Origin of the sequence: Geothrix sp. (assembly GCF_020622065.1) — a bacterium.
Lineage (GTDB): Bacteria > Acidobacteriota > Holophagae > Holophagales > Holophagaceae > Geothrix.
The window spans coordinates 1917181-1936777 of record NZ_JAHRYQ010000001.1; the positions used below are offsets into that span (position 1 = coordinate 1917181).

General features: G+C 68.7%; 16 protein-coding genes and 1 tRNA gene. 13 read left to right on the forward strand and 4 right to left on the reverse strand.

Annotated elements, in window-relative coordinates; genetic code table 11:
* Nucleotides 1–37: 37 nt before the first annotated feature.
* On the reverse strand, nt 38–2635 hold the full coding sequence (locus tag QZ647_RS08955; RefSeq protein ID WP_291271828.1) for a cation-translocating P-type ATPase: 2598 nt from the start codon (nt 2633–2635) through the stop codon (nt 38–40).
* Between the two features lie 150 nt (nt 2636–2785).
* Here QZ647_RS08955 and ruvA point away from each other — a divergent pair, with 150 nt between their 5' ends.
* Genes ruvA through QZ647_RS08970 form a run of 3 tightly spaced genes read left to right on the forward strand, consistent with a single transcriptional unit; the run spans nt 2786 to nt 5866 of the window.
* On the forward strand, nt 2786–3373 hold the full coding sequence (ruvA, locus tag QZ647_RS08960) for a Holliday junction branch migration protein RuvA (protein WP_291271829.1): 588 nt from the start codon (nt 2786–2788) through the stop codon (nt 3371–3373).
* The gene (locus QZ647_RS08965; RefSeq protein ID WP_291271830.1) at nt 3370–4296 is read left to right on the forward strand and encodes an NAD(P)-dependent oxidoreductase; all 927 of its coding nucleotides are present in this window, start codon (nt 3370–3372) and stop codon (nt 4294–4296) included. Before ruvA ends, QZ647_RS08965 begins: the two co-directional genes overlap by 4 nt.
* Nucleotides 4297–4324: 28 nt before the next feature.
* Nucleotides 4325–5866 carry a tetratricopeptide repeat protein gene (locus QZ647_RS08970; RefSeq protein WP_291271831.1) on the forward strand — a complete coding sequence of 514 codons (1542 nt, stop codon included), beginning with the start codon at nt 4325–4327 and terminating at the stop codon, nt 5864–5866.
* 322 nt (nt 5867–6188) lie between these two features.
* On the opposite strand, the gene smc is transcribed toward QZ647_RS08970, so the two are convergent.
* Entirely contained in the window at nt 6189–9698 is a 3510-nt protein-coding gene (smc, locus tag QZ647_RS08975; RefSeq protein ID WP_291271832.1) for a chromosome segregation protein SMC, read from the reverse strand.
* A gap of 238 nt (nt 9699–9936) precedes the next feature.
* On the opposite strand from smc, the gene QZ647_RS08980 reads away from it, so the two are divergent.
* From QZ647_RS08980 to QZ647_RS09025, 10 genes are all read left to right on the forward strand, one after another.
* Nucleotides 9937–10668, forward strand: a complete 732-nt coding sequence (locus tag QZ647_RS08980) for a hypothetical protein (protein WP_291271833.1) — start codon at nt 9937–9939, stop codon at nt 10666–10668.
* The gene (locus QZ647_RS08985; protein WP_291271834.1) at nt 10668–11513 is read left to right on the forward strand and encodes a hypothetical protein; all 846 of its coding nucleotides are present in this window, start codon (nt 10668–10670) and stop codon (nt 11511–11513) included. Before QZ647_RS08980 ends, QZ647_RS08985 begins: the two co-directional genes overlap by 1 nt.
* Nucleotides 11510–12088, forward strand: coding sequence for a hypothetical protein (locus tag QZ647_RS08990; RefSeq protein WP_291271835.1), 579 nt, complete (start codon nt 11510–11512; stop codon nt 12086–12088). The genes QZ647_RS08985 and QZ647_RS08990 overlap by 4 nt, the downstream gene beginning before the upstream one ends.
* Nucleotides 12085–12738 (forward strand): hypothetical protein, encoded by a 654-nt coding sequence (locus tag QZ647_RS08995; RefSeq protein WP_291271836.1) that lies wholly within the window; start codon nt 12085–12087, stop codon nt 12736–12738. The genes QZ647_RS08990 and QZ647_RS08995 overlap by 4 nt, the downstream gene beginning before the upstream one ends.
* A 17-nt stretch (nt 12739–12755) precedes the next feature.
* Nucleotides 12756–15068 (forward strand): secretin N-terminal domain-containing protein, encoded by a 2313-nt coding sequence (locus QZ647_RS09000; RefSeq protein ID WP_291271837.1) that lies wholly within the window; start codon nt 12756–12758, stop codon nt 15066–15068.
* Nucleotides 15065–15523, forward strand: a complete 459-nt coding sequence (locus tag QZ647_RS09005; RefSeq protein ID WP_291271838.1) for a type II secretion system protein — start codon at nt 15065–15067, stop codon at nt 15521–15523. The genes QZ647_RS09000 and QZ647_RS09005 overlap by 4 nt, the downstream gene beginning before the upstream one ends.
* 86 nt (nt 15524–15609) lie before the next feature.
* A tRNA-Leu gene (locus tag QZ647_RS09010) sits at nt 15610–15695 on the forward strand.
* A 135-nt stretch (nt 15696–15830) separates the two neighbouring features.
* On the forward strand, nt 15831–16100 hold the full coding sequence (gene rpsO, locus QZ647_RS09015; protein ID WP_243293268.1) for a 30S ribosomal protein S15: 270 nt from the start codon (nt 15831–15833) through the stop codon (nt 16098–16100).
* Nucleotides 16101–16156: 56 nt separating this feature from the next.
* On the forward strand, nt 16157–16831 hold the full coding sequence (locus QZ647_RS09020) for an NUDIX hydrolase (protein WP_291271839.1): 675 nt from the start codon (nt 16157–16159) through the stop codon (nt 16829–16831).
* Nucleotides 16828–17430 carry an L-threonylcarbamoyladenylate synthase gene (locus QZ647_RS09025; RefSeq protein WP_291271840.1) on the forward strand — a complete coding sequence of 201 codons (603 nt, stop codon included), beginning with the start codon at nt 16828–16830 and terminating at the stop codon, nt 17428–17430. Before QZ647_RS09020 ends, QZ647_RS09025 begins: the two co-directional genes overlap by 4 nt.
* Here the strand turns inward: QZ647_RS09025 and QZ647_RS09030 are convergent, their stop codons facing one another.
* A complete protein-coding gene (locus tag QZ647_RS09030) occupies nt 17431–18180 on the reverse strand; it encodes a hypothetical protein (RefSeq protein ID WP_291271841.1) in 750 nt (249 codons plus the stop codon).
* Nucleotides 18180–19580: an L-serine ammonia-lyase gene (locus QZ647_RS09035; RefSeq protein WP_291271842.1), complete on the reverse strand. Its 1401-nt coding sequence runs from the start codon at nt 19578–19580 to the stop codon at nt 18180–18182. The genes QZ647_RS09030 and QZ647_RS09035 overlap by 1 nt, the downstream gene beginning before the upstream one ends.
* Nucleotides 19581–19597: the final 17 nt, after the last annotated feature.

Consider the following 19597-nt stretch of genomic DNA (forward strand, 5'->3'; position numbering starts at 1 on the left):
CTGTCAGGGAGAAGGGCCTGCTCCATCCGAACATGGATCAGCCTCCTGCCGGGGATGCGGCGAGTCCCCGGTGGCGGAACCATTTGAACGCCTCGAACCAGAGGATGCTGGCGAAACCTGCCGCGCAGGCCAGCCACAGGTCCCTGCCGTGGGTCGGAGCGAAGTGGAACAGGCGCTGGGCCAAGGGCCAGGTCAGCACCAGGAGCAGGAATGCGCTCGTGCCTCCCATCACCCACCATAGGGCGGGATTGGGGTTTCGCAGGCTGCCGAGGAGGCTGAGCGTCCAGGATCGGTTGGCCAGGATGATGGCCAGGAAGGACACCACCAGGGCGGCGAAGGTCAGGGCACGGGCGGCCCCCTCGCCATGGCCCAGACGGGCGAGGAGATACACCATCAGACAGGCCGCCAGGGCCGTGCCTCCCTGCAGCACACCGAGGCCGATGGATGTCAGGCTGAACAGCCGCTCCTGGGGATCCCTGGGTGGGCGTTGCATGACATCGGCTTCCGCCTCCTCAGCCTCGAACACCAGGGAGCAGGAGGGATCGATCACCAGTTCCAGGAACACGATGTGCACCGGCAGCAGGAGCAGCGGCCAGCCGGGAAGGAACGCCGGCAGCATGGACAGCCCGGCGATGGGGATGTGCACGGCGAGGATGAAGGCCACCGCCTTGCGGATGTTGTCGAAGATGCGCCGTCCGAGCTTGATGGCGGCCACGATGGATGAGAAATCGTCGTCCAGCAGCACCAGCGACGCGGCCTCCCGCGCCACATCGGTGCCGCGGCCCCCCATGGCGATCCCGATGTGGGCGGCCTTGAGGGCGGGGGCATCGTTCACGCCATCCCCGGTCATGGCCACCACCTCGCGGTTGGTCTTGAGGGCAGTGACCAGCCGGAGTTTCTGCTCCGGCACCACGCGGGCAAACACATCCACATCCCGGATCCGCTCCGCCAGCGCCTCATCACTCATCTGGTTCAGCTCGGGCCCGGTGATGACCTTCTCGGAGTGGGCGAGGCCCGCCTGCCGGGCGATGCTTTGGGCGGTGGCAGGGTAATCACCCGTGATCATCACCACGCGGATGCCCGCTGTCCGGCATTCCGCCACCGCGGCCCGCACCGCGGGCCGCACGGGATCCTCCAGGCCCAGCAGGCCGATGAAGGCGAGTTCCAGGTCGTGGTGACCTTCCGGCAAGTCCGCCGCCCCGTAGCGGCCGCGGGCCACGCCCAGGACGCGCAGTCCCTGGGAAGCCAGGTCCGCCACCCAGCCCTCGATCTCAGTCCGCCGCTCCGCGGGGAGGTGGCAGAGGTCCACCACGGCCTCGGGGGCGCCCTTGGTCGCCACCGTGACCTGGTCTCCGCCGCAGTGCCAGGCGTGGGTCACGGCCAGGAGCCCCGGCGTGAGGGGGTATTCCTTCGCCAGGGACCAGTCGGGGTGCAGGTGCTCCGTCTCCATGAGCCACTGCTTCCCCGCGGCGTGGAGGGCGCGCTCCATGGGGTCGAAGGGATCCTTCTTGCTGGCCAGGATGGCGTATTCCATCAGCTCGTGAACCGACTCCGGGAGCTGGGACCCTGCTCCGGCCAGGTCCTGGGCCTGGCCGTCCACACTCAGGCATTTGAGGGTCATCTGGTTGAGGGTCAAGGTTCCGGTCTTGTCCACGCAGAGGACGGTGGCCGCGCCGAGCATCTCGATGGCGGGCATGCGCCGGGTCAGCACCCGGCTGCGGGAGATGCGCCAGGCGCCGAGGGCCATGAAGACCGTCAGCACGACGGGGAACTCCTCGGGGAGCATGGCCATCGCCAGGGCGATGCCCGCCAGCAGGCCCTCCTTCCACACCTGGGAAGTGCCGCCCCGGGTAAGGGCGTAGAGGATCACCACCAGGGTGCAGGCGCTCAGTCCGACCAGGGCGAAGGTCCGGACCAGGCGGCCCGTCTCCTTCTGCAGGAAGGTCGCCTCCGGCTCCACCTGCTGCAGGACCTTGCCGATCTTCCCGAGTTCCGTGCGGGGGCCGGTCGCGAGGACTTCCACCACCCCCTGCCCCGCCGTCACCAGCGTCCCGGAGAAGAGGGATGATGAGTCGTCCCCACCCGGAGGGTCCAGGCTCTGGGCATCCGCGGACGCGGCTTTCCGCACGGGGACGGATTCCCCTGTGAGCAGGGACTCGTCCACCGCCAGGTTGATGCCGGCGCGCAGGAGGCCGTCCGCGGGAATCCGGTCCCCTTCCGCCACCACCAGGATGTCGCCAGGCACCACTTCGCGGCCGGGGATTCGGCGCTGCTGGCCCCCCCGGATCACCAGCGCCCGCGGGCTGGAGAGATCGCGGAGGGCTTCCAGGGCATGCTCCGTCCGCCGCTCCTGGACGATGGTGATGCCCATGACCACGAAGACGAAGCCCAGGAGCATCAGGGCATCCTGGGGCTCTCCCATCAGCAGGTAGAGGATGCCCGCCGCTGCCAGCATGAGGAACATGGGCTCGCGCACCACCTCGAAGACGATGGCGAGGAGCCCCCGCTTCTCGCGCGACGGCAGCTCGTTGGGTCCGAGGCGCTGCAGGCGGAGCATGGCTTCCGCCTCGGTGAGGCCGGTGAACCCATCGAGATCGAGGTCGGATGGCGGATGGGTGGGAGGTACAGGAGGCATGCGCTCGCCCTCGGGGGGCCGGGCTGCGAGGCTCGCTGTGGGCCATGGCCGGTCGATGCCGGTCGATGCACCGCGCCGCGAGCCGGAAAGCCCGCCAAGTCATCATCAAACAAACGGACGCCGCTTGTCGCCCTTTTGTATGCTGAAGGCATGATTGGACGCCTGCGCGGAGAACTCATCCAGAAGCTGCCGAACCTGGCCCTCGTGGAATGCGGGGGGGTGGGCTACGCCGCCGCCATCAGCCTGTCCACCTATGGGTTGCTCCCGGAGGCTGGGGCTCAGGTGGTGCTGCACACCGAACTCCTGGTGCGCGAGAACGAGATCGGGCTGCTGGGCTTCGCCTCGCCCCAGGAGCGGGAACTCTACCGGATGCTGGTGAAGGTCGATGGCGTGGGCCCCAAGATGGCCCTGGCGGCCCTGGGCGCGCTGTCCCTCGAGGATCTGGTGCAGGCCCTGAGGGGCCGGGATGTGAAGACCCTCACCCGCATTCCCGGCGTCGGCAAGAAGACCGCCGAGAAGATGTGCTTCGAGCTGTCCGAGAAGATGGGCGGCCTGACGGGCCTGGACGGCCTCGTGGGCACGCCCTCGGGCGATCCCTGGGAGGGGAGCCTGCGTTCGGCCCTGACGAACCTCGGGTTCAAGGAGGAGGTGGTGCTGCCGGTGGTGGCGGACCTCCGCGCCTCGAAGCCCGCCCTGCCCGAGGCCATCCGGCAGGCCCTCAAGGCCCTGCAGCGATGAAGCCCCGCCTCCTTGCCACGCCCTCGCTGACCGGCCCGGCCCTGGCCGAACTCCAAGCCCGCTTTCCCGGGCTGCAGCTGGCACCCTTCCGGTCGCCGGAGTGGAACGCAGCCCTGCCCGAAGCCGAAGCCCTGGTCGTGGTGCTTTCCGAGCCCATCACCGAAGCCGACCTGGTGGCCGCGCCCAGACTCAAGGTGATCGGAACCTACTCCGTGGGCGTGAACCATCTTCCGGTGGCCGCCTGCCAGGCCCGCGGCATCCCCGTGGCCAACACGCCGGGCGTGCTGACGGATGCCACCGCTGACCTCGCCCTGGCCCTGCTGCTGGCGCTGACCCGCCGCTTGGCGGAAGGCGAGACGCTCGTGCGATCCGGAGCCTGGCAGGGCTGGGCCCCCGATCAGCTGCTGGGTACCGGCCTCGCGGGCAAGGACTGCGGCATCCTCGGTAGCGGCCCCATCGGTCTGGCCTTCGCGCGTCGGGTCCAGGTCCTGGGCATGACGCCCCTCTTCTGGAGCCGCGATGGCCACGGCGGCCAGGTGGACTTCGGCACGGGCCAGGCTCCGCGCCTGCCCCTGACAGACCTGCTGCCCCGCAGCGCCGTGCTGTCCCTCCACTGCCCCCTGACCGAACAGACCCGCGGACTGCTGGATCGCGCCGCGCTGGAACAGCTGCCCGCCGGCGCCGTGATCCTCAACACGGCGCGCGGCGGGATCCTCGATGAGAACGCCGCCATCGATTTGCTCGAAACGGGCCGCCTCGGCGGCGTGGGCCTGGATGTCTACGACGGCGAACCCCAGGTCCATCCCCGCTGGCTGACGGCGCCCCGGACCGTGCTGCTGCCCCACCTCGGATCCGCCACCGTGGAGACCCGCGAGGCCATGGCGCGTCAGCTTTGCGACGGACTCGCCGCTGCCCTTGGGTGATACCCTGGACTCCCTCACGAGGCATCCCATGGTACGCCCTTGGCTCAAGCTGCTGGACCCCGGCCTGACGGCCCTCAAGACCGCCATCGGGACCGGTTTCGACGAGCGCATGGCCCTGGCGCGCGCCCTGAACGGACGCGCCCGCCACGAGGAGGCCCGGGAGATCCTGGACCAGCTCCTGGCCGAGGATCGTTCCCATGCCGAAGCCTGGTTCGAGCGGCTCCTCTGCCTGAGCGACCACACCAATGAAGAAGAGGGGCTCGAGCTGCTGGGCCAGCTGGAATCCCTGCGGGACGAGCACCCGGGCCACGCGGGCCATCTCCGCAACCTCGGGTACCTGCGCCTGCTGCTCCAGGATCTCGATGGCGCCGAACTCGCCCTACAACAGGCCCTCGCGCAGAAAGGCGAGGATCCCAAGTCCCTCGAACTTGCGGGGCTGGTGCAGCTGCACCGCAACCACCCTGCGGAGGCCAAGGGCTGGCTCCTGAAGGCCCTCAGCCTGAAACCCCGGGATCCGCGCACCCTCCGTCTCCTGGCCATCGCCATGGAGCAGCTGGGCGATTGGACCGGCGCCGAGGCCCAGCTGGTGGCGGCCCTCCAGGCCGAGGACGCCTACTACTGGGGCTGGCATGCCCTGGGTGAACTGCTCCTCAAGCGCGGCGATCTCGCCGAAGGTCTCCGCTGCATCCAGCGGGCCCGCAGCCTGCATGTCTGCGATCCCGCCAGCTACTTCATCCTCGCGGAGATCTTCAGCGAGCAGGGGCACCTGGAGCTGGCCCAGGGCCAGCTGCACACCCTCATGCTCCTGGCGCCGCCGGCCCCGGTGATGGCCGAGGCCCAGGCGCTGCTCGGCGAGCTGAAGCGCGACATGGGCGACCGCGATGGCGCGCTGTCCTACTTCTCCCTCGCCACGGAGACCGACCCCGACGCCTCGAATCCCTGGGCCGCCCTGGGCGACATGGCCCGCGAGGACGCGCGCTGGGAGGATGCCCTCCGCTGCTACCGCGAGGCCCTCATGCGCGAGCCCGACGCCGCGGACCTCCAGGTCCAGCTCGGCTACGCCCTCCTGGAGACGCGGCAGGGCCCGGCCGCCGAGCAGGCCTTCCTCCAGGCCCTCGAGCTCGACCCCAGCGAGTACAGCGCCTACCTCGGCCTCTCCGAGGTCTACCGCTTCGCCAACCGCCGCGAGGATCAGGTGAAGATGGTGGATCAGGCCATGGCCCTGGCCCCCGAGGATTCCGATGTCTGGAACGCCCGGGGCGTGGCCCTGGAAGTCACGGATCGCTGGAAGGAGGCCACCGAGGCCTACGAGAAGGCTCTCTCGCTTGAGCCCCAGCACCGCAAGGCCGCCAACAACCTGGGCTTCGTCCTCGAGAAGCGCATGGACAACGGCGAACCGGAGCTGCGCAGCCGGGCCATCGAGGCCTGGAAGCAGCGCCTGCTCATCTGCAGCGACGAAGGCCAGAGCCTGAAGATGGCCACCGAGCACCTCGCCAGCCTCGGCGTCGGAGAAGAGACGCTGCGGGAATGGCTGAGGCCGGAATTCCTCGCAGCCGGCATGGAAGGCTGATCCAGTTTCGTCACGCTGCTGTCACACGAGCTTTTCCAGCTAGTTACGAAGCTGTCTCGAGGGCCTGTGGAAAAGCCTGTGGATTGGGGCCTTCCGGAGGGTCTAAATCCAGTCGAAAGACGGATTTCCCTAGCCCGGAAAGCGAAAATACAATCTATTCATCTTGTTTATATTCAATACTTATATTGACGACATTAGCAGAATCTGCCGAGCGAACCGGAACCGGGGTTTTCCACATTTTCGCTTTCTTTCGCATTGACAGCCAAAAAGCCCTTGAGCGGCGTGGAAAGAGGGGCGAAAGCGCCCCAGCACAAGCGTTTCGTCACACCAGCGCCTCGGCCTCCCGCAGCTGCACGCTCACCAGCCGGGAGCAGCCGGCTTCTTCCATGGTGACGCCATAGAGGGTGTCCGCGGCGACCATCGTGGGCTTCTGGTGCGTGATGACGATGAACTGGGTGTCGGCTTTCATCTTCTGCACCATGGCGGCGAAGCGGCCCACATTGGCCTCATCCAGGGGCGCGTCCACCTCGTCCAGCACACAGAAGGGGCTGGGCTTGAAGTGGAAGATGGCGAAGAGCAGCGAGATGGCCGTGAGGGCCTTCTCGCCGCCGCTCAGCAGGGTGAGCGCCTTGGCGGTCTTGCCGGGGGGCTGGGCCGTGATCTCGATGCCGCACTCCAGCAGGTTCTTCGGATCCTCCAGGCTGAGATGGGCGTTGCCGCCGCCGAAGGCCTCCCGGAACACTTCCTGGAAGCGGCTGTTCACGAAGTCGAAGGCCTCGCGGAAACGGTCCTCGCTGGTGGCATTGATCTCCTGGATGGTGGATTCCAGGTTCCCGATGGCGGCGGTGACATCCGCCCGCTGCTCATTCATGAAGGTCAGGCGGGTCTCCGCCTCTTCCAGTTCCTGGATGGCCAGGGGGTTCACGCCGCCCAGGTCCATGCGCCGGCCGTGCAGCTCATTGAGGCGGGTCTGGTGCACCAGCTCGCCCTCGTCCCAGGCCTCGCGCTCGGCCTCGCTGATGCCGGCGAGGAAGGCGGGGATCTCCAGCCCCAGAGCCAGTTCCACTTCCTTGGCCAGCGCCTCCTGGCTGCCCTGCACCTGGGCCCCATGGATCAGCACTTCCTGGTGCTGGGCCCGGGCGTTCTCCAGGGCCTCCTGGAACTCGCGGGCGCCCCGCTCCTGCACACGCAGGGCCTCCTGATCCAGTTCCAGCTTCGGCTGGGCCTCCTGCGCCTGCGCCTGAACGGTTTCCCGCTCCCGCAGCAGCTCCTGGGACTCGGATTCCAGCTCCGCCAGGCGCTTTACACAGGCCTCCACCCGCGAGGCCTGGTCGGCGGATTCCGCTTCCAGGCGCTGGCGCTCGGCCTCCAGGTCGAACCGACCCCGCTGGGCCAGCTGGAGGTGGCGTTCGTGACCGTCGCGCTCCGCCCAAGCCGCATCGCGGCTCCGGGCCACCTCCAGGCGCTCATCGCGGCGCCCGTCCAGTCGCTGACGGGCCTCGCGGACGAGGGTCTCGGCCTGATGGATGGCCTCATCCAGGGCAGCGTCGCCCGCTTCCTCGGGATGCGCCTCCAGGTCGCGCAGCAGGCCCTGCAGACGCTTGATCTCGCCTTCGATTTGTTCCCACAGGGCGTCGGCCCGCTCGCTGGCGGCGTTGATCTCCGAGAGCTGGGCCTGGAGCCCCGTCCTCTGGGCCTTCAGCGAGTCCGCACGACGGCGCAGGACCCGCAGATCCTCGTCGATCTCCACGGACCGCTCCCGGGCCGCCCGGGTCTCGTCGCCTCCGCTGGCGCGCCGGGCCTCCAGGTCCTCCAGGCGGTCCAGCAGGGCCTCGCGGGTGGCTTTGGCCTCCTCCTGCTCCACGCGCAGCTTGAGCGGCGAGGCTGCCGGCGCGGACACGCCCAACTGGACGGGGCCGAAGGGCAGGCGGATGGCGCCCGGCGACACGAAGGCCAGGTCCGGATGGGCCAGGGCCAGGGCCGGAAGGGCCTGGTCCGAACAACGGAAGGCGCGATCCAGCAGCCGGCCGAGGGGCCGCTCGGAGCCGGCCCAGTGGAGATGGGCGCTCAGGGGCTCGCAGCCTTCGGGCAGCGCGGGAACCGCCTGCACCCCGTCGAGGGCCAGCAGGAGATGGCCCGGAGCCTCGGCGGTGCGCTGAACCAGCGAAGCCTCCACCGCGAGGGTCTGGAGCCAGCTCCCCAGGAGGCGCTCCAGGTCCGGCCGGACGGCCTCATCGACGGTGAGAAGCTCCACCAGGGCCCGCGGCCGGGCCCCCTGCTCGCGGAGCCAGGTGAGTCCCTTCTGCATGGCCTCATCGCCGAAGCTCTTGGCCAACAGGTCCGAGAGCTGACGCAGGCGCCGTTCCGCGGCGTCCAGTTCGGCCTCGGCCCGGTGGTGATCCTGGGCCAGGGCCCGCTGGACTTCCTCCAGCTGATCCGCCCGGCGGCGCTGGTCCAGCGCAGCCTCCTCCGCCTGTTCCAGCTGGGCGACCAGGCCCTCCAGCGTCCGCTCCACCTGGCCGGCCTCGGTCTGGAGCGCCTCCAGGCGCGGGGCACGCACCGACTCTTCATGGTTGAGGCCATCCAGCCGGCCTTCGAGCTGGGCGATCTGACTCTGGAATCCGAGGCGCTGCTTCTGGCGGGCCAGCGCCTCCTTCTGGGATTCGGCCTTGCGCTCCCGCAGGGCCTGAAGCTCCGCTTCCTCGTGGCGCAACGAACCCTGGGCCAGGGCCAGGAGTTCCTCGGCCTTGGCCAGGTCAGCCTCCCGCTGACCGAGGCGGTCCGCAGCCTCCTTCAACTGGGCTTCGAGCGCCGTGAAGGAATCCCCGGATTCCGCCAGCCGCGCCGCCAGGGCCTGGATGTGCTCGCTCAACCGGCTCCGGTGCCCCTGGGCCTCGCTCCGGCGATCCTCCTGGAAGCTGCGCTCCTGGTCCGCCAGCTGCAGACGCTGATCCAGCCCGAGGATGGCGCTGGTGCGCTTGGCCTGCGCCTGCTGCTGCTCGTCCAAGGAGAGGCGCAGGGCCTCCACTTCCGAAGCCTTTTCCGAAACCTGGGCCGTGAGTTCCGCCACCCGGCGCTCAGTCTGATCCAGCTGGTCGAGGAGGCGCCGCTTGGCCGCCTCCAGCTCCACCACCTTGCCGGCCAGCAGGATGCGCTGGGTGACCTTGATCTCCTCGTCCAGTTCCTTGGCCTTCCGGGCCCGGGCCGCCTGGCGGCGGAGCGAGTCCATCTGCTTGTTCAGTTCATAGAGGATGTCGTCGAGGCGCTGCAGGTTCGCCCGGGTCTCGTCCAGGCGCTTCTCGGCGTCGGCGCGGCGCAGTTTGTACCGTGTGATGCCGGCGGCCTCCTCCAGCAGCAGGCGCCGGTCCTTGGGCTTGCTGCTGAGGATGAGGTCGATCTGCCCCTGCTGGATGAAGCTGTAGGCCCGGGTACCCATGCCCGTGTCCAGCAGCAGGTCCTGGACATCCTTCAGCCGGGCCTCGCGGCCGTTGATGCGGTACTCGCTGCCGGTGTCGCGGTAGAGCCTGCGGGAGATGGTCACCTCCCGGGTCGAGCCCGGCAGGGCCGGATCGGGCATCTCCAGGACCAGCTTCACCTCGGCCAGGCCCGTGGCCCGCCGCTGGGCGGTGCCCGCGAAGATGACATCGGCCATCTCAGCCCCGCGCAGCATGGAGGCCCGCTGCTCGCCCAGCACCCAGGCCAGGCTGTCGGAGATGTTCGACTTGCCGCAGCCGTTCGGCCCCACGACGGCCGTCATGCCGCCGGGGAAACTGAGCTTCTGGGCATCAGCGAAGGACTTGAATCCGTGGAGTTCGAGGGAGATCAGGCGCACGCGGTCAGCGCTCCGGGGGTGACAGTGGGGAACATCTCCCCCCATCATTCCATACCATTCGTGTTTGTCTGGCCCCCTTGGGAAACCGGGGCAGGCCCGGTAGACTCGATCTCTCCCTCTGCCCCAGTCAGGAGTCACTTGTGGAGCCCCTCCAAGACCCCGTGCCCGACCCGACGACGGATGTCGGGCCGGAGGCTTGCCAGCCCGCCACCATGCCCGTGAGCCTGGGAGCAAGGTCGTGAGACTGCCCTTCCTGCAAGCCCCGGAGACTTCCCTCCTCTGGCTGGAGGCCCATCGCCTCGCCGCGGGAACGCATCGGCGGCCCCTGGCCGGCCTCCCCACGGAGGACCAGCTGGCCCAGGCCCTGGCCGCCCTGCCCCTGGGGCCCACGCGCTGGGTGGTCGACGACCTCTGGACGCCCTCCGTGCTGTTGAGGGACCAGGCGGAGCTGCCGCGGGGCGCCGAGGCCCAGGAGGCCTTCTTCCGCTGGAGATTCAGCCAGTCCCTGGCCCTGGAGGAGCCCCACTTCGTCCAGGCCATCGAGATCGAGCCCGGAACCTGGCTGGCCTCGGGCATCCGCGAAGACCTCCGGGACTCCCTCCTCCAGCTGGGCCTGCGCCTGGACCGGAACCTCCACGCCATCACCCCCCGCTGGCTGCACCTCTACAACCTGCTGGCCCCCACCCTCGACCTGCCCGGCATGCTCCTCTCCCTGAGCCCCGCGGGCGGGAACCGCTATGCCGGCAGCCTGGTCGCCTGGGGCCGGACGCTCTGCCTGCTCCGCCAGTGGAGCGAACCCCTGGATCCCCAGGGCTGGAACGAGGAACGCATCGCCCCCAGCGCGGCCTTCCTCCAGCGGGAATCCCGGACGCCACAGAGCCTCCATGTCTGGGGCGCGCCCAGCTGGCCGGACGCGGGGATCCCCACCCGCATCCTGGATGACCGCTTCGCCATGGCAGAGGCGCCCTGATGGCCGTTCCCGTCCTTCACCTCAATCTGGCCCCCCGGCCCAGCCGGTGGCGGCAGCATCATCAGACCCTGGGCTGGGCGGCCCTGGGGCTGGGCACGGTGGCCCTGCTGGGCTCCCTCGGCCTCACCTGGCGGGCCTACCATCAGGCGGGCCGCGCGGGCCGGGACGCCGTGAGCTTCGCCGAAGAGACGCGCCGCGCGGCCCAGCAGGAACAGCAGCTCCAGACCTCCCTCCAGGACATGGATGCCGCCCGCGAACAGTCCCGCTGGAAGGTCGCCGAGCGCATCCTCCTGGAACGGAGCCTGCCCTGGTCACGGGTCACCGCCGAGCTGGAGCAGTGCATGGTTCCCGACATGCGCCTGAAGGGCCTCCAACGGGCCCGCAGCAGCGGCCAGCAGGTGGTGATGAAGCTGAAGGCCGAGGCCCGCACCCAGCAGGCCGAAGTCGCCTTCGTGGATGCGCTGCGCGCAGCGCCCGTCTTCGCCCAGGTGATCCTCGAGCGGGAATCGGAGCGGCAGGGTGGAGGCTGGGATTTCGAGCTGAGCCTTCCGGCCGCCACCGTGCCCCCGCCCTTCCAGTTCAAACCCGTGAAGACCGCCACCAAGCCCGCCGCTCCGGCCGCCATCCCCACCGGGCTCAGGCCCGCCACTGCGGCGCCTCCCGCCGCGAAGCCCGGTCCCCAGGGCCCCGTTCAGGGGCGCCCTTCGCCTGCGTTGAGTCAGGGCGCGGCCGCCCAGGGTGCGGCTGAAAAGCTTCAGGTCCGCCCCGCCCCGCCCACCGACGAGGAGGAAGAGACCCGCCGGCCCCGGCGGCAACCCCGCATCCCGAAGAGGCCCCTCCCATGAGCAGCCCCCTCCGCATGAGCCGCCTGCGCCTCGCCATCGGTGGCCTGGGGCTGGCCCTGGGCCTGGGCGTGGCCTTCTTTCTGCTGCCCGACGCCTCCCAGCAGCTGGCTCAGAAGCTGAGGGCCAAGCGCGAAGCGGAGCTGAACCGGAATCAGCAGGTGCAGCGGCTCAAGGAGCTCCAGCAGCTGGCCGACCGGATCCGCCGGGGCCGGGAAACCCTCGCCGACCTCGAGAGCCGCCTGCCCCGGGGCTCCGCCGGCGAACTCCAGTGGACCCTCAGCAAGCAGCTGCATGAGCTTGCCCAGAAACACGGCCTGCGCCTGCAGACCATCAAGTACGGCCTGCCCAGCCGCGAAGGTTCCCGCGGCACGGACCTGGAAGCCATCGATGTGGAGTTCGTCGCCATCGGCGTCTACGCCAGCCACAAGGCCTTCATGCTTGAACTGGAAGGCTCCGGCCTGCCCTTCGCCGTGCGCGACGGCCGCCTGGAGGAGAGCCCTGAAGGGGCCCGGCTCGACATCGTGCTCCGCGCCTTCCGCAAGGCCGGAACGCCGGATCGGGAGGAAGAGGCATGAGCGCCCCCGCGCCCACCGGCGCTTTCGACTTCCGGGCCATGGCCCAGGAGTTGCGCAGCAACCGCCGGACGCAGGCGGCCCTCGCCGGCTTCGTGCTGGTCATCGGCTACGCCCTTTATTCCTTCTTCGCGCCGGACGCCCCGCGTGCGCGGCGGACGGCCGCCGCCAGGACCACCGTCGCGCTGGATCCCCGCCAGATGCAGGGGCTGCGCCGCCTGCCGGATCTCGCCGCCTTGGACAAGGCGGGAGAGCTTCCTCCCGGCGCCAAGGTGCAGCGCGACCTCTTCCTCTTCGAGGCGCCCCCACCCCCGCCCGTCAAGGTAAAGCCGCCCCCGCCCCCGCCGCCCCCCACGCCAGAAGAGATCGAGCGCCAGCGGCTGGCGCAGGAGAAGGCCGCGGAATATTCCGCGCGGCCCCAGGACCTCCGCTATCTGGGGTTCTTCAAGGGCAGCCCCTCGGGCCTCGTCGGAGCCTTCATGAAGGGCGAAGAGCCCGTGACCCTGCTCCAGGGGACCATCCTCAAGGAACGCTGGAAGCTGGTGTCCATCCTCGATACCCGCGCTGAGTTCCAGAACACCAAGTACCCGGACCTGCGGCTGGTCCTGGAGGCCCGCGAGGCCTCCGGCGGCGCCCCCGTCAATCAATTCTGATCCGAAGGATGCCCCCGATGCCGATTCCCTCCTTCGCCCCCTTCCGGAACGCCCTGATCCTCGCGGGAGCCCTCCTGCTGACCCTCGGGTGCAGTCTGCACAAGGCCAACCGGGCCTTCGACGAGGGCCGCTACGACGAGGCCGTGGTCGCCTACCGCGATGTGCTGCGGAGCGACCCCTCGAACACCAAGGCCCGCATCGGCATCAAGCGGGCCTCCCAGCGCGCCGCCGAGACCCACCTCGCCCAGGCCCGCCAGGCCGAAGGGCGGGGCATGAACGACACGGTGCTGATGGAGGTTCGCAAGGCCCTGGTGCTGGACCCCGACAACCAGATCGCCCAGGACTGGCTCATCAAGCTGGAGCAGAAGGCCGCCCGGGAGCGGGCCGAGGCGGATGCCCTGGAAGACCTCGAGCTGATGAAGGCCAAGGCCGACGCCGCCAACGCCGTGCAGCTCAATCCCCGGTCCATCGAAGGCATCGACCTGAATTTCAGCCGCCGCACCAGCCTGAAGGAGATCTTCGCGACCCTGAGCCGCGCCTCGGGCGTGAACATCATCCCCCACAAGTCCTTCGTGGATCAGACCATCTCCATCGACCTGCGGGGCCTGGCCTTCCAGCGGGTGCTCGACACGCTGATGCTGCAGAACGACCTGTTCTACAAGGTGATCGACAAGAACACCATCATGGTCTTCCAATCCACGCCGCAGAACCGCGAGGCCTACGAGAACCAGATCCTCAAGACCATCTACCTGGCGAACGCCGACCCCAACGATGTTCGCCAGGTCCTCAACACCATCAATCCACAGCTGCGGGTGATCATCGACAAGCGCCTCAACGCCATCATCGTGAAGGCCAAGCCCCTGGAACTGACCATCGTCGACCAGGTGATCCGCAGCCTCGACAAGGCCAAGGCCGAAGTCATGGTCTACCTTGAGCTGATGGAAGTCACCGAGAACAGCCTCGAGCAGATCGGCCTTCTGCCCGTCATCAACGCCTCTGACAGTTCCGGCACCTACCGCATGGGCGCCACCACGGTGAACAACACCTCCGGCATGAACACCAACTCCGGGTTCACCAAGATCCACACCGCCGACATCCGCGTGCTGTTCCCCAACCTCGCCCTCGATTTCCTCAAGGGCAACGGCGACGCGCGCCTGGTCGCCAGCCCCAATGTGCGGGTGCTGTCCGGTGAGACCGGCGAAGTCAACATCGGCGAGAAGATCTCCACCACGCAGAGCCAGCTCTCCCTGCCCACCACCGGAACGACCGGCACCGCCAACGCCTCGTCCCTGCTCGGCGGCGTGGGTCAGACCTCGTTCTCCTACGAGGATGTGGGCGTGAAGATCAAGGTGGAGCCGCGCGTCCACCACAACGGCGAGATCACCCTCAAGATCGAGAGCCTGGTCACGACCCTCAAGTCCGGTTCCACCCCCGGCCGCCCCGACCTCGGCAAGCGCGAGATCAAGACCTCCGCCCGTCTGCGCGACGGCGAGACGGCCATCTTCGGCGGCCTGCTGAAGGACGAGGAACAGAAGAGCCTCCAGGGCATCTGGGGCCTCGCCGACATTCCGTTCATCGGGCGGCTGACCGGCAACACGCGCAACAGCAAGGCCAAGACCGATGTGATCCTCACCATCCGGGCCGTACTGGTGCGGAAGCCCGTGATCAGCGACCAGGACATGTCGGCTTTCAACCCCGAGGATGCGACCGCCCAGGCAGGTCCCTTCACGCCCAAGGCCGTCAAGAAGGCCCCCGCCACCGATCCCGCCGCGGCGAACCCCGCCACTGCGGCGCCGGCCGCGGGTCCCGCCGGCGGAACGACTGCCCCGGCCACCAACCCGGTCACCAATCCGGCCGCACCTTCCAATCCCACGGCCCCTCCGGTGGACGCCATCCAGGACAAGAAGCCCATCGAGGAACCGCGCCCTCCCACGGCCTCGGACCTGGTGATCTTCATGTCTCCCGTGGCCTCGGAGATCAAGGCCGGTGAGCGGGTGCAGATCAGCCTCACCGTCAGCGGCGGCAAGGGCCTCAGCTCCGGCTCCATGGACCTGCGCCTGCCGGCCGGTCTCCGTCTGAATGCAGTCACCCCCGGCGACTTCATCACCGGCGAAGGCGGAAGCCTGGAGCAGTTCCCGGGCAAGGACGGCGCCCTGAAGATCACCTTCAAGCGCAATGGCGCCGGCGTCGACAGCGGGCTCCTGGCCACCCTCGTGCTGGAGGGCCTCACCGCCGGAAACGCGCCGGTCCTCATCCAGAGCGGTCAGTTCCTGGTGGGCAACCTCCCCATCTCCGGGCGCTGGTCCAACGCCCTCGTGACGGTGCAGTGAGCCGCCAGCGCGGGTTCACCCTCCTCGAGCTGGTCATCACGGCCACGGTGCTGCTGATCCTCGCTTCTGTGACGGTGCCTCTGGCCCGCAACGGCCTCAAGCGCCAGCATGAATTGGAGCTGCGCCGCGCCCTGCGCGAGATGCGCCTGGCCATCGACGACTACAAGAAGCAGGCCGAGCAGCAGAAGATCAAGGCGCCGCCCGCGGAGGCGAACTTCTATCCCGAAAGCCTGGAGATCCTGGTGGAAGGCGTCCCGGCCGCCGGGTCCATCAGCCGCAAGGTGCGCTTCCTGCGCCGCATCCCCGTCGACCCCTTCACCGGCAAGGCCGAGTGGGGCCTCCGGAACACCAATGACGACGCCAACAGCACCAGCTGGGGTGGCGGGCATGTCTACGATGTCTTCAGCCTCTCGCAGGGAACCGGCATGAACGGCATCCCCTACCGGGAGTGGTGAGAATGCCTGTTGCCTCCGCCGGTGAACCGCGCTAGGCTTGCAGTTCGGCACATCCGGATCCCTCGGGCCCCGGGTTGTTCTTTCAAGCGGATATGGCGGAATTGGTAGACGCGCTAGTTTCAGGTACTAGTGTTCACAAGACGTGGGGGTTCGAGTCCCTCTATCCGCACCATTTTTTCGTCGGCGTCGTCGGCAAAAAGAATGGTCGTTGAAAAGCAATAGGCATCTGGCCTCCTCCAGATTCGACCCACCTTCGGTACGGGACTGAGGGTTCGGGTGACGGGCGATCCCCCGAAAAGGAGCCACCATGGCCCTGAATGTGGAACAGAAGAAGATCATCATCGACGACTACAAGCAGCATGAGTCGGATACGGGTTCGCCCGAGGTCCAGGTCGCGATCCTGACCAAGCGCATCAATGACCTGACCGAGCACTTCAAGACGCACACCAAGGACTACCACAGCCGCCGCGGCCTCATGATCATGGTCGGCCAGCGCCGACGCCTGCTCGACTACCTCAAGAAGAAGAGCAAGGAGCGCTACGCCACCCTGATCGAGCGCCTCGGCCTTCGTCGGTAGGCCTTCACCACTTCGCAAAACGCCCGCGCAAGCGGGCGTTTTGCTATGTTCAGAAGATGGACCTGAAACCCCTGCCCCGGCCCGAACATCCGGACCCCTACACCGTCCTCGAGCGCCGGTTCGTGTACGATTCGCCCTGGATCCGCGTCCGCGAGGACCGCTTCCGGCACCGCAAGGGCGCCGAGGGCCGCTACGCCGTCTGCGGATTCCGTCGCACCGCCTGCGGCGTCCTGGCCCTGGATGAAACGGATCGCGTGGTGCTGGTGGGTCAGTGGCGTTATCCCCTGGAGGCCTATTCCTGGGAGATTCCCGAAGGGGGCGGCGACACGGCCGAGAGCCCCTTCGAAGCCATCCGCCGCGAGTTGGCCGAGGAGGCCGGGCTCGCCGCCCAGGTGTGGGAACCCCTCTGCTTCTTCCACACGAGCAACTCCTCGACCGAAGAGGAGGCCTTCCTCTTCCTCGCCACGGGCCTCACGCCCACGGCGGGCCATCACGCGGAGGACGACGAGGAGCTGATGCTCCACCGCGAACCCTTCGCGGACTGCGTGCGGCGCGTGCTCTCGGGGGAGATCACCGACAGCCTGACGGTCCTGGCCCTCCTGGCCCTCCAGGCCAAGCGCAGCGGCCTTGGCGCGGACCTGGACGCGACCCTGGCCGAACGGTTCTTCCAGCGGCCCCAGGACCATCCCTCCGCAGGCCGGGCCCGGTGGGACCAGTTGGGGGCGCCATGATCCTCACCCTGCACCCCGAGACCCCCCAGGTGCGCCACCTCGAACGGATCGTCGAGCTGCTGCAGCGCGACGGCGTCATCGCCTACCCCACGGACACCCTCTTCGGCCTGGGTTGCCTCGTGTCGCGCAAGAAGGCCGTGGACCGCATCCAGTTGCTCAAGGGGCGCGATCCCAAGAAGCCCATGTCCATCCTCTGCTCCGACATGGAGATGTTCTGCCGCTACACGCGCCACCTCGAGACGCCCACTTTCCGAATCCTGAAACAGATGCTGCCAGGCCCCTACACGGTGCTCCTGCCGGCCAGCCGTGAGGTGCCGCGGTACCTCCAGAACAAGCAGGTGGTGGGCCTCCGTATCCCCGACCACCCGTTCTGCCGGGCCCTGGCGGCGATGCTCGGCGAACCCATCATCACCACGAGCGCGGCGCTGCCCGATCAGCCCGTGCTGAACACCGCCTGGGAACTCGAGGAGGAACTTGGCCACGCCCTCGACCTGGTGGTGGATTGTGGACAGCCGCTGGGAGTCCCCAGCACCATCGTGGACCTCTGCGGAGAGGAGCCCATCCTGGTGCGGCAGGGCGCAGGCGCCTGGCCGGTGTGATCACTTCGCCCGGTCGGCCGCCTTCTTCTTCAGGGCCTGGTATTCCTCCTCACTGAGCAGGCCGTCGCGCTTGAGCCCTTCGATGCGGCGCAGGGCACCTTCCAGGTCAAAGGCGGGCGGCGGCGGAGCCGCCTGGACCGGCTTCGGAGCCTCCAGACGGATCGCCGAGGGAACCGCCGGGGGAGCCGCAAACCCGCCGAGCATGCGCCCCAGGTCCTCACACCAGCGCCCGAACCGGACGGGAATGGCCTCGGGGTTCGTCCCCTCGAGGGTGTCGTGGAAGGCACCGAGCAGCTCTCCCGTGTCCCCATCCACGAGCTTGAGGTCGAAGGAGAGGACGACCGCCCCCATGGACATGTAGTCATCGGTCTGACCGACGGCATCTGCCACCCGGGCGATGAGGTGGAGATCCCCGCCGGCCGGGGACACGGGAAGGCTCCCCTTCAGGCCGCGCCGGAGCCCCTTCTCCAGATGTCCGGGAAGGGCATCCTCCACCCGCTGCAGGAAGGCCTGGTCTTTCAGGGCCCGCCTGCCCAGCACCCAGGCGGCCGGCTCCCAGGCCTTGAGCCGGAGGGTCCGCTGGCGGAGGTCGAGCCCGGGCTTGAGCCATTGGAACCCGAGCGCTTTCGAGGACTGGAAGGTCACGCCCGAGCCGAACCAAGTGGGCTCCAGCCGGCCCCCGTCCAGGGCCGCGGGCTGCCCCGAGAGCAGGGCGGGAACGGTGAGCAGCAGGGCAGCGGATCGGCGCATCAGCACTCCGGAAGGTTGACGGTGAAGTCCAGCGGGGCCTCAAGCACGGTCACCGCGAGTCCGCCACGGGCGGTCTCCTTGTACTTGCTCTTCATGTCGGCACCGGTATCGCGCATGGTCCGGATGACCTTGTCCAGGCTCACGAAGTGGTGGCCATCCCCATAGAGTGCCATGCGCGCGGCGTTGATGGCCTTCACGCTGGCCATGGCGTTGCGCTCGATGCAGGGCACCTGCACCAGGCCGCCGATGGGATCGCAGGTCAGCCCCAGGTTGTGCTCCATGCCGATCTCGGCCGCGTTCTCCACCTGGTCCGGCGTCCCGCCCGTCACCTCGGCCAGCGCACCGGCGGCCATGGAGCAGGCCACGCCCACCTCCCCCTGGCAGCCCACCTCGGCGCCGCTGATGGAGGCGTTCTCCTTGTAGAGCGCGCCGATGGCCCCCGCCGTGAGCAGGAAGCGCACCACGCCGTCGTCTGTGGCGCCGGGCACGAAGCGCCGGTAGTAGTGCAGCACGGCGGGGAGGATGCCTGCGGCGCCGTTGGTGGGCGCCGTCACCACACGGCCCCCGGCGGCGTTCTCCTCGTTCACCGCCAGGGCGTAGAGACTCACGAAATCCATGGCTGTGAGGGGATCCTTCAGACCCGCTTCGGGGGTTTCCGTCAGACGCCGATGGAGCGCGGGAGCCCGGCGAGCCACCTTCAGGCCGCCCGGCAGCACGCCCTCGGTCGCGCATCCCCGACGCACGCAGGCCTGCATCACCGCCCAGATGTCGAGGAGACCCTTCCGGATGTCGGCTTCCGAGCGCCAAGTGCGCTCGTTTTCCAGCATGAGCTGACTGACGCTCAGCCCCGTCTCCCGGCAGCGCTTCAGCAGCTCATCCCCCGTGTGGAAGGGATGGGACGGCTCCGGCCCCGATGGGGTTGGGTTCAGGGCTCCTTCTTCCACCACGAAGCCGCCTCCCACGGAGTAGTAGACCTGCATCCGCAGCACGGCCCCACTGGCATCCAGGGCCGAAAAACGCAGGCCATTGGGATGGAAGGGCAGACTCTTCCGCAGCAGGAGGAGGTGGTCGGGTTCCCGGAAGGTCACTTCGCGCCGGCCGAGCAGCGCCAGACGCTCCGCCCCCCGGACCTTCGCCAGCAGGCCCTCCACGGCCTCGATGTCCACGCCTTCCGGGGTCTCCCCCAGGAGACCGAGGATCACTGCCTTGTCGCTGCCGTGGCCCCTCCCCGTGGCGCCGAGACTGCCGAAGAGTTCAACCTTGACCGCCGCCGTGGCCTCCAGCAGGCCCGCGCCCTCCAGGGCCAGGGCGAATCGCCGCGCCGCCCGCATGGGTCCCACGGTGTGGGAGGAACTGGGTCCGATGCCGATTCGGAACAGGTCGAACACGGACAGCGTCATGCCCTCATTGTCCCCGA